This window comes from Verrucosispora sp. SN26_14.1 (assembly GCF_004307965.1).
Lineage (GTDB): Bacteria > Actinomycetota > Actinomycetes > Mycobacteriales > Micromonosporaceae > Micromonospora.
The window spans coordinates 1-7616 of sequence record NZ_SISL01000295.1 but is presented as its reverse complement, the minus strand read 5'-3'; the positions used below and the strand labels follow the sequence as shown (position 1 = coordinate 7616).

Genomic DNA, 7616 nt, shown 5'->3' with positions numbered 1-7616 from the left:
GCGCGGGCGGCCCTGACCGTGCGGGGGTCCTGGTACGGCACCGCCGTCGCCTCGGTGGGCTCGTGCCCGCGCGTGGCCCCGCCGGTGCCGTACCAGGACCCCCGCACGGTCAGGGCCGCCCGCCCGGACGTGGGCGCATCGCCAACGCCAACCCGGCGACGACCAACCAGATCCCGCCGGGGATCAGCGAGATGTACTGCACCGGCGCGAGCTGCGTGGCGGCGATCAGCACGGCGACCACCGCGCTGAAGACCGCGAACCAGCGGCTCACCGAGCCGTGCCGGAACCCGCCGACCGCGATCGCGGCGGCGGTCAACCCGATCCCGCCCCAGAGCCAGGCCATGGTGGCGTAGATGGTGAGCTGCGGCGCGATCACGTCCGGGTCGTACTCCGCCGCCGCGTTCAGCGAGAAGAACAGCTCGGTGGAGATCCCGCCGCCGATCAACAGCCCGACCAGCACCAGGCCGACCCCACCGGCGGCGAGCGTCGGGACCAGGCTGCCGGCCGGCTCCTGCGCCCCCAGGTAGCGCCGCAGCCCGGCCGCGAAGACCGCCAGGCAGACGATGGCGACCACGGTCACCACCTGGTGGGCCCAGACGTACCCGGCGCGGTCGGCCAGGGCGGCGACGTAGCCGGCGTTGTCGGCGCGGTACTGCTCGGCGGGGGCGGTCAGGCTCGCGGTGGTGAAGATGCCGACCAGGCCGACCAGGCCGCCGAGGGCGCCGGTCAGCGCCCAGGCGCGCGGCGGGCGTACGGGTGCCGGCGGGGGACCGCTCGGCGGGTTCTCCGACGTGGTGACGGGATACATGGTGGTCTCCTTCTCGGGCACAGGGTGCGTCACCTCGCACCCTGCCGCCGGGCCGACCCGGACCGCATGGGGCGTCGCGGCCCACCGGCGCGTGAGGTTCCCGACCGGCCGGGACATCGGTCCCTGGTGACCGGGATCGGCCTGCCGGTCTGATGCCGGGGGTGGCACTGCCCGGTGCCCCACCGCCCCGCCGGGAAAGGACCCACACCGATGACACGCACCTCCTGCCGGGCACGAGGTGTCCCCGCGCCACGCGGCGTCACCCGCCTCCGGTGGCGACCACCGGTGATCGCGCTGCTCTGTCTGGCGCTCGTCGCCTCCGCCTGCACCGCCGACCGTGACGATCCACCGCCGTCGGGCGGGGTCGACCGTCCCGCCCTCGAAGCGGTCGCCGCCACGTTGCCGGCCGATCCGGTGGAGGCGGCCGAACGTCTGGTCACCGAGATCCATGCCGGGGACCCGACCCGGTCGGCGGCGGCCACCGCCGAACTGCTGCGCCGCGCCGGCCACCCGATCGTGTCGGTACGCGGGCCGGTGGTGGCGATGCCCGACCAGGTGGCGCTGCACGACGCACCGGTCTACGCCGAGCTGCTGCCGCTGCTGGCCGCCGCCACCCGGGCGGGGGACCGGTACACGGTGGACCAGTTCGCCGAGCTGCTGGACGCGGTCGGGCTGACCCGGAAGAAGATGACCTTCGCAGAGGTCACCACCGCCGTCGCCGGCTGGGCCCGGGAACCGGACCACCATCCGATCTTCGTCACCGCGGCAGCCGGCGTACGGGCCCTGTCGGGGCACCGGCAGCAGGTGCTGTTCGCCGGGGCCGACCCGGACACGGCGTACCTGGACCCGTTGCAGACGGTCCTGCTGCTCGGGCACGCCACCAGCCGTCTGGTCGAGGTGGTCGACGATGCCCAGCCCCGGGCGGCGGCCCGGCTCGGCGCGTTCGACCGGTTGGTCGGCGGCGGGGTCGCGTACGCCTCGGACGGGCCGTGCAAGGCGCTCACCCGGCGGTTCGGGTCGCCGCAGGACCCGGTGGCCAAGGGGATCGTCGACTCGGTCAAGGGCTATCTGAAGGACAACCTGGTCAAGTTCCTCTCCGACGAGGCACAGGACCGGGTGGGCAAGGCGGACGAGGTGTGGGGCAAGTCGGCGGCGGCGGCGAGCGCGATCCTGTTGCTGCTGGGCGCCCGCCTCTCGCTGAGCGCCGACAAGACCAGCACGCACTTCAAGCACACGGCGGGCAGCCGGGCCGAACACGTCCTGCTGACCGCGACCGCGACCTTCGACCTGGAGACGGCGCTCGAAAAGATCGACTGCTACGCGTTGGCCGGGGTCTCGGTGCCCAGGAGCGGACCGCTGAAGGACTTCACCGTCCGGTTCAGCACTATCCAACCGCAGGTCGGCACCATCCAGGAGGGCGGCACCCAACTGCTGAAGGCGGTCTCGGCGGACAGTGTGAAGTCACAACGGGGCGCCAAGACCGGCGCCGACGGCGTGGCCACTCTGGAACTCAAGCCGCCGGTCGAGGATCCGAGCGGCGAGGGCGAGAAGCTGACCGGCCAGGCCACCTACATCGCCTCGCTGGACAAGGAGAGCCTCCCGTTCGAGCTGGGCGACGTCTACGGACTGCTCAGCAACCCGGTCGGCTTCGGCGTGGGCAAGAACTTCGACCTGCTCCGGGACGTCCTGGTCAAGGCGGGCCTGCCGGCACAGCAGATCACCATCGAGGTCACCTACCACGGGTCCGACATCGTGCTGGCCCAGGGCGCGGGCGAGGTCAACCTGATCCTCGCGAAGCTGCCCAAGGTCTACGTCGACCTGGTCAGCTGCGCCGGGCTCGCCGGACCGTTCACCGGCACCGCCGGCTACAGCGGCGCGCAGAGCGGCCAACTGTTGCAGATGGCCGGCGCGGCGACCGGGGTGCACGTCCCGAAGGGCTTCGCCGGCAAGGCCAACAGGATCAGCGTCACGCCCAACAACCAGGGTGGTCCGGAACCGTTCTTCATCATGAAGGGCGAGGGTGGCAACCAGTTCCTCGACGGCGTCCTGCGGTTCTATCCGTTCCTGAACACCCGGGCCGAGATACTCGCGGACTACCGGGTCGGCCGGCCGGTCGGCGACGTCGAGATCCTGCTCGCCGGCAGTTCGTTCCCGTTCAGCAGGCTCTCCTGGCCGGTGGTCCGGGTGACCACCGACCCGCGATGCCCCGAGGTGAGGTACTTCCATGACGAGACGTGACCGGTGGCGCACCGGGGCGGTGACGCTCGGCCTGGCCGTGGTGCTGGCGCTGACCGCCTGCACCGGCGGCGGGTCCACCCCGGACACGGCCCCCGAGGGTCGGCCGGGTGGTGGCGTCGGTGCGACCAACGACGGCGCGACACCGACCGCCTTCCCCGGGCTGTACCTCGCCGCCGACGTGGTGCCGGTCGAGTCGTCCGACACCCGGATCACGCTGGCCAGCGGGCGTCGGTGCCGGGACCTGTCCGCGATGCTCGCGGCCGGTCAGTGGCACCGGGTCGACCGGCTCACCTTCGGCACCCTGGGCGGCGCCGAGGTGGCCCTGCTGGCCGGCTTCGGCGGGGTCGCGGGTGACCTGCTGCGCCGGGGCGACCGGCTGGTCTTCGCCGGCCTGGAGGGCGACCCCACCTGCACGGCCACCGTGGCCGAGGTGACCCGGGGGGAGATCGGCATCGAGGGTCGGGGGTTGCCCGGGGCGTCACCGGGCTGGGTGGCGACGACCCGGTGCTACCGCTCCAAGGCCGACGGCGCGCTGACCGTGAGCCTCTATTTCGACACCGAGGCGAAGGTGGGCGGTCAGGGCCAGTTCGTGCTGACCCGGTCCGGCGACCGGTATCAGGTGGACGACGACACCTCCGCGCTCACCCTGGTCCTGCTGCGCCACTCCGGGCGCTATCTGACCAGTATGTCGGCCGTGTACGCCGAACCGAACCGCCGCCCGGCCGGGCTGAGTCAACTCGTCGCCGGTGACTCGTTCCGGGCCGAGGTGACGGTACGCGACGGGACTGCCGACCAGCCCGCCGGCACTGTCGAGATCGCCGGCCTGGCCGACGAGAGCCGGGGTGGGGCTGTCTCGGTGTCGCTGCCGTTCGCCTGCGCCCACGTGACCGAGATCCGCTAGTCGGGCGGGGGCCCGGCCCGACAGCGGCGGGCCGTCGAGTCCGAGCGCGCGGGTGCGGAGAGGCCGGGTGTCCCTGCCGGGGGAGCGGCGGGGACACCCGGTCTCCGGTTACAGGTTCTTCTTGTTCAGCAGGAGGTTCGGGGTGCCGGAGAGGCTGCCGGTGACCACGCCGCTGGTGCCGTTGGCCACGATCCAGTTGTGCACCGTGGCCTGGCTCGCGTCGCCGTTGGTCGCCTTCCAGAGGGCGGCCACCCCGGCGGCGTGCGGCGTCGCCATCGAGGTGCCGTTCAGCGAGGCGGTCGTCGAGGTGGGGTACGTCGAGAGGATGCCCGAGCCGGGGGCGTAGATGTCCACGCAGGAGCCGACGGAGGAGTAACTGGCCCGCGCGTCGGTGTTGGTGGTGGCGGCGACCACCAGCGCGGCGGTCAGGTTGCGCGGCAGCCGGTCACACGAGTTGCCACCGGTGTTGCCGGCCGAGGCGGCGAGGAACACGCCGCTGTTCATCATGTTCGTCAGCGCGGTCGCCAGGCTGGCGCTGTAGGTGTAGTTCCAGGAGGCGTTGGCCACCGCCGGCTTGTTGGCGTTGCGGGTGACCCAGTCCACCGCACCGACGGCGGCCGACAGCGTGCCGCCGCCGGAGCAGTTGAGCCACTTCACGCCGTACAACCGGACGTTCTTGGCGACGCCGTGGCTGGCCCCGCCGATGGTGCCGGCGACGTGCGTGCCGTGGCCGTTGCAGTCGGTGTTGTTGGTGTCGATGGCGTTGTAGGCGAACTGGGCGCGCCCGCCGAAGTCCGGGTGGTTGGCCTGGATGCCGCTGTCGATCACGTACGCGTGCACGCCGGTGCCGGTCGAGTTGTAGGTGTAGCTGCGCGACAGCGGCAGGGTGGTCTGGTCGATCCGGTCGATGCCCCAGGCCGGCGGGTTGGTCTGGGTGGCGTCGACCACGTCGTACTGGAGCACGTCCCGCTCGATGCTGAGCACGTTGGCGTTGTGCGCCAGCTCGGCGATCTGCGCGGCGGTGAGGCGGGACGCGAAGCCGTTCACCGCCCGGCTGAAGTAGGCGGAGGGGGCGGCCTTGAGCGCGCGGGCCGGCACGGTGGCGTCGGCGCCGGGCTTCATCGTGACGACGTACGCGCCGGGGATCACCGCGACGTCTCCGGCGGCCTGCGGGGTGGTGACCGGTACGGCGGTGGCCCGGTACGGCCCGCCCGCAGCCATCGCGGGTTGCGGCAGTGCGAGCAGGCTGGTGACGACGGCGGTCGCGGTGATGCCGGCGGCGAGTACGGCACGACGCCGGCGAGGTAGGCGTGCTTGTGACACGGAGCCTCCTTGGAAGCAGACCACCCGTCGTGGATGATCTTCGATGTCAGGAGGCTAGCGGCGCGCGGGCTGACATATAAGTCTGTGGATGTTACGGATTGGTACCGAGGTGGGTCGCGGGTGACAGACGGGGTCGGTCCGCCACCCGAGGTGCCCGAGAGGTGCCGCGCGACTGCCCGGTGCGGCGCGGGTCGCGGCCCTCCGGGCGGGCCGGGAGTTCTGGACTTGTCGGTCCAATTTTGCCGCGTCACAGTGACGCCATGAATCACTACTACCTGCTCGGCCGGTCCGGGCTGCGGGTGAGTCGACTGGCGCTGGGCACGATGAACTTCGGCACCGGCGGCTTCCACGCCGCGTACGGCCGCACCGAGGCGCAGGCAGAGCCGATCTTCCGGCGCTACCTGGAGTCCGGCGGCAACCTGATCGACACGGCGGACTTCTACACGGCGGGGGAGAGCGAGCGGATCCTCGGCCGGCTGATCGACTCCGCGAAGGTCCGCGACCGGCTGGTGCTGACCAGCAAGTTCACCAACACGGTCGACCCCACCGACCCCAACGCCAGCGGCAACGGCCGCAAGCACATGATCCGTGCCGTGGAGGAGTCGTTGCGCCGGCTCGGCACCGACTACCTCGACCTGTACCTGCTGCACACCTGGGACCGGATCACCCCGGTCGAGGAGGTGGTCCGGACCTTCGACGACCTGGTCCGCGCCGGCAAGATCCGCTACGCCGGTCTCTCCGACGTGCCTGCCTGGTACGCCGCCCGGGCGCAGAGCGTCGCCGAGGCGCACGCGATGACCCCGATGGTCACCGTGCAACTGCCGTACTCGCTGGTGGCGCGGGACATCGAACCCGAGTTCGTGCCGATGGCCCAGACGCTGGGGCTGGGCCTGACCGCGTGGAGCCCGCTCGGCGGCGGCCTGCTGACCGGCAAGTACCGCCGAACCGGCGACGGCCTGTCCGGGGCGGGACGCCTCGGCGACGGAACCCGGCCGGTCGGCGACGCCGAGTGGCGCGTGGTGGAGACCCTGCAGAACGTGGCCGGTGAACTGGACCGGCCCATGGCGCAGGTCGCCCTCAACTGGGCGATCACCCAACCGGCCGTGGGTTCCGTGGTCGTCGGCGCGAGCAGCGCCGACCAACTCGACGGCAACCTCGCGGCCCTCGACTTCGAGATCCCCGGCGAACTGCGCGACCGGCTCGACGCCGCCAGCGCCCGGCCGCTCGCCGCCCCGTACTCGATGTTCACCCCGGCGTACCAGTCCTGGATCGTCAGTCCCGGCCTCGGCATCGGCGACAAGCCGACCGGCTACGCGCCGCCGGTGTTCAATGGCCCGGTAGCCGCCTGACCTCGGGAGGACGAGTTGCCGCGTGCGCTGACCCGCAAGGGCGAGCAGACCCGCGCCCGCATCGTCGCCGGTGCCGCCGCCGAGGTGCGCGAGCGTGGCGTCGACGAGGTACGCCTCGACGACGTCATGGGGCGCACCGGCACCAGCAAGGGGCAGATCTTCCACTACTTCCCGGACGGCCGGGAGGAACTGCTGCTCGCCGTCGCCCAGCACGAGGCAGACCAGGTGCTCGCCGACCAGGAGCCGGCGCTCAGCGACCTGACCACCTGGCCGGCCTGGCAGGAGTGGCGTGACCTGCTCGTCGCGCGCTACCGCGCCCAGGGCATGTCCTGTCCGCTCAGTACCCTGCTCGGGCCGACCGGTCGGCGTGGCCCCGGCTCACAGGCGGTGGTCGCCGGGCTGATGACCCGCTGGCAGGCGCGGATCACGGCCGGCGTCCGGCAGATGCAGGCGACCGGCCAGATCGCCGCCGGGTTGGACGCCGACCGGGTCGGGTCGGCACTGCTGGCCAGCATCCAGGGCGGCGTGCTGCTGATGCTCTCCACCGGCAGGATCGACCATCTCGAGGCCGCGCTCGACTTCGCCCTGGACGGTCTGCGCGCCTCGGCCCCGACAACCACCGGCCGCTGATCCGACTGGTGGGCATGACGCACCGGCCGGCCGCACCCGGCGGGGCGGTTCCGCAGGTTGCCATCGACTCCTTGCTATGTTATCGCTCACAGGTTACCGTCCCTACGGGAGTGAGGGGCACGCGCCAACGCTCGGCCGCGTTCGTGAATCGGCGCGGCCGAGCGCACGGCACCAGGCCGGTTGATGGGCATCCCGGCCGTACCCACCACCACGGCGCCCCCGCGCCGCCCGCGCGTCCACGCGACGCGGAATGGAGTAACACGATGTCCAGGCGTAGATCGTTCTTCGGGCCTGTGCTGCTCGCGGCCCTCCTCCTGGTGGCCGCCGCCGCCACGGCGGTGACCGGCATCCTCGGGCGCACCGCCGC

The 7616-nt window shown here is 72.3% G+C and carries 6 protein-coding genes; 4 read left to right on the top strand and 2 right to left on the bottom strand.

The genetic code is table 11. The features are described 5' to 3' along the window. Nucleotides 1–109 precede the first annotated feature (109 nt). On the bottom strand, nt 110–841 hold the full coding sequence (locus tag EYA84_RS22155; protein WP_131054968.1) for a hypothetical protein: 732 nt from the start codon (nt 839–841) through the stop codon (nt 110–112). A gap of 177 nt (nt 842–1018) precedes the next feature. On the opposite strand from EYA84_RS22155, the gene EYA84_RS22150 reads away from it, so the two are divergent. Beyond that, complete coding sequence (locus EYA84_RS22150) at nt 1019–3046, top strand: hypothetical protein (RefSeq protein WP_131054967.1); 2028 nt, start codon at nt 1019–1021, stop codon at nt 3044–3046. Beyond that, a complete protein-coding gene (locus EYA84_RS22145) occupies nt 3033–3947 on the top strand; it encodes a hypothetical protein (RefSeq protein WP_131054966.1) in 915 nt (304 codons plus the stop codon). Before EYA84_RS22150 ends, EYA84_RS22145 begins: the two co-directional genes overlap by 14 nt. A 108-nt stretch (nt 3948–4055) precedes the next feature. Here EYA84_RS22145 and EYA84_RS22140 read toward each other — a convergent pair whose 3' ends face one another. Then, nucleotides 4056–5270 (bottom strand): S8 family peptidase, encoded by a 1215-nt coding sequence (locus EYA84_RS22140; protein WP_131054965.1) that lies wholly within the window; start codon nt 5268–5270, stop codon nt 4056–4058. A gap of 260 nt (nt 5271–5530) precedes the next feature. On the opposite strand from EYA84_RS22140, the gene EYA84_RS22135 reads away from it, so the two are divergent. Together EYA84_RS22135 and EYA84_RS22130 are read left to right on the top strand one after the other, a co-directional pair. Next, nucleotides 5531–6619: an aldo/keto reductase gene (locus EYA84_RS22135; RefSeq protein ID WP_131054964.1), complete on the top strand. Its 1089-nt coding sequence runs from the start codon at nt 5531–5533 to the stop codon at nt 6617–6619. A 15-nt stretch (nt 6620–6634) separates the two neighbouring features. Next, entirely contained in the window at nt 6635–7249 is a 615-nt protein-coding gene (locus EYA84_RS22130) for a TetR/AcrR family transcriptional regulator (RefSeq protein ID WP_131054963.1), read from the top strand. Nucleotides 7250–7616: the final 367 nt, after the last annotated feature.

Bases quoted from the DNA above. Each gene is read 5' to 3' on its own strand.
- EYA84_RS22150 (WP_131054967.1), top strand. From the start codon at position 1,019: ATGACACGCACCTCCTGCCGGGCACGAGGTGTCCCCGCGCCACGCGGC.
- EYA84_RS22145 (WP_131054966.1), top strand. From the start codon at position 3,033: ATGACGAGACGTGACCGGTGGCGCACCGGGGCGGTGACGCTCGGCCTG.
- EYA84_RS22135 (WP_131054964.1), top strand. From the start codon at position 5,531: ATGAATCACTACTACCTGCTCGGCCGGTCCGGGCTGCGGGTGAGTCGA.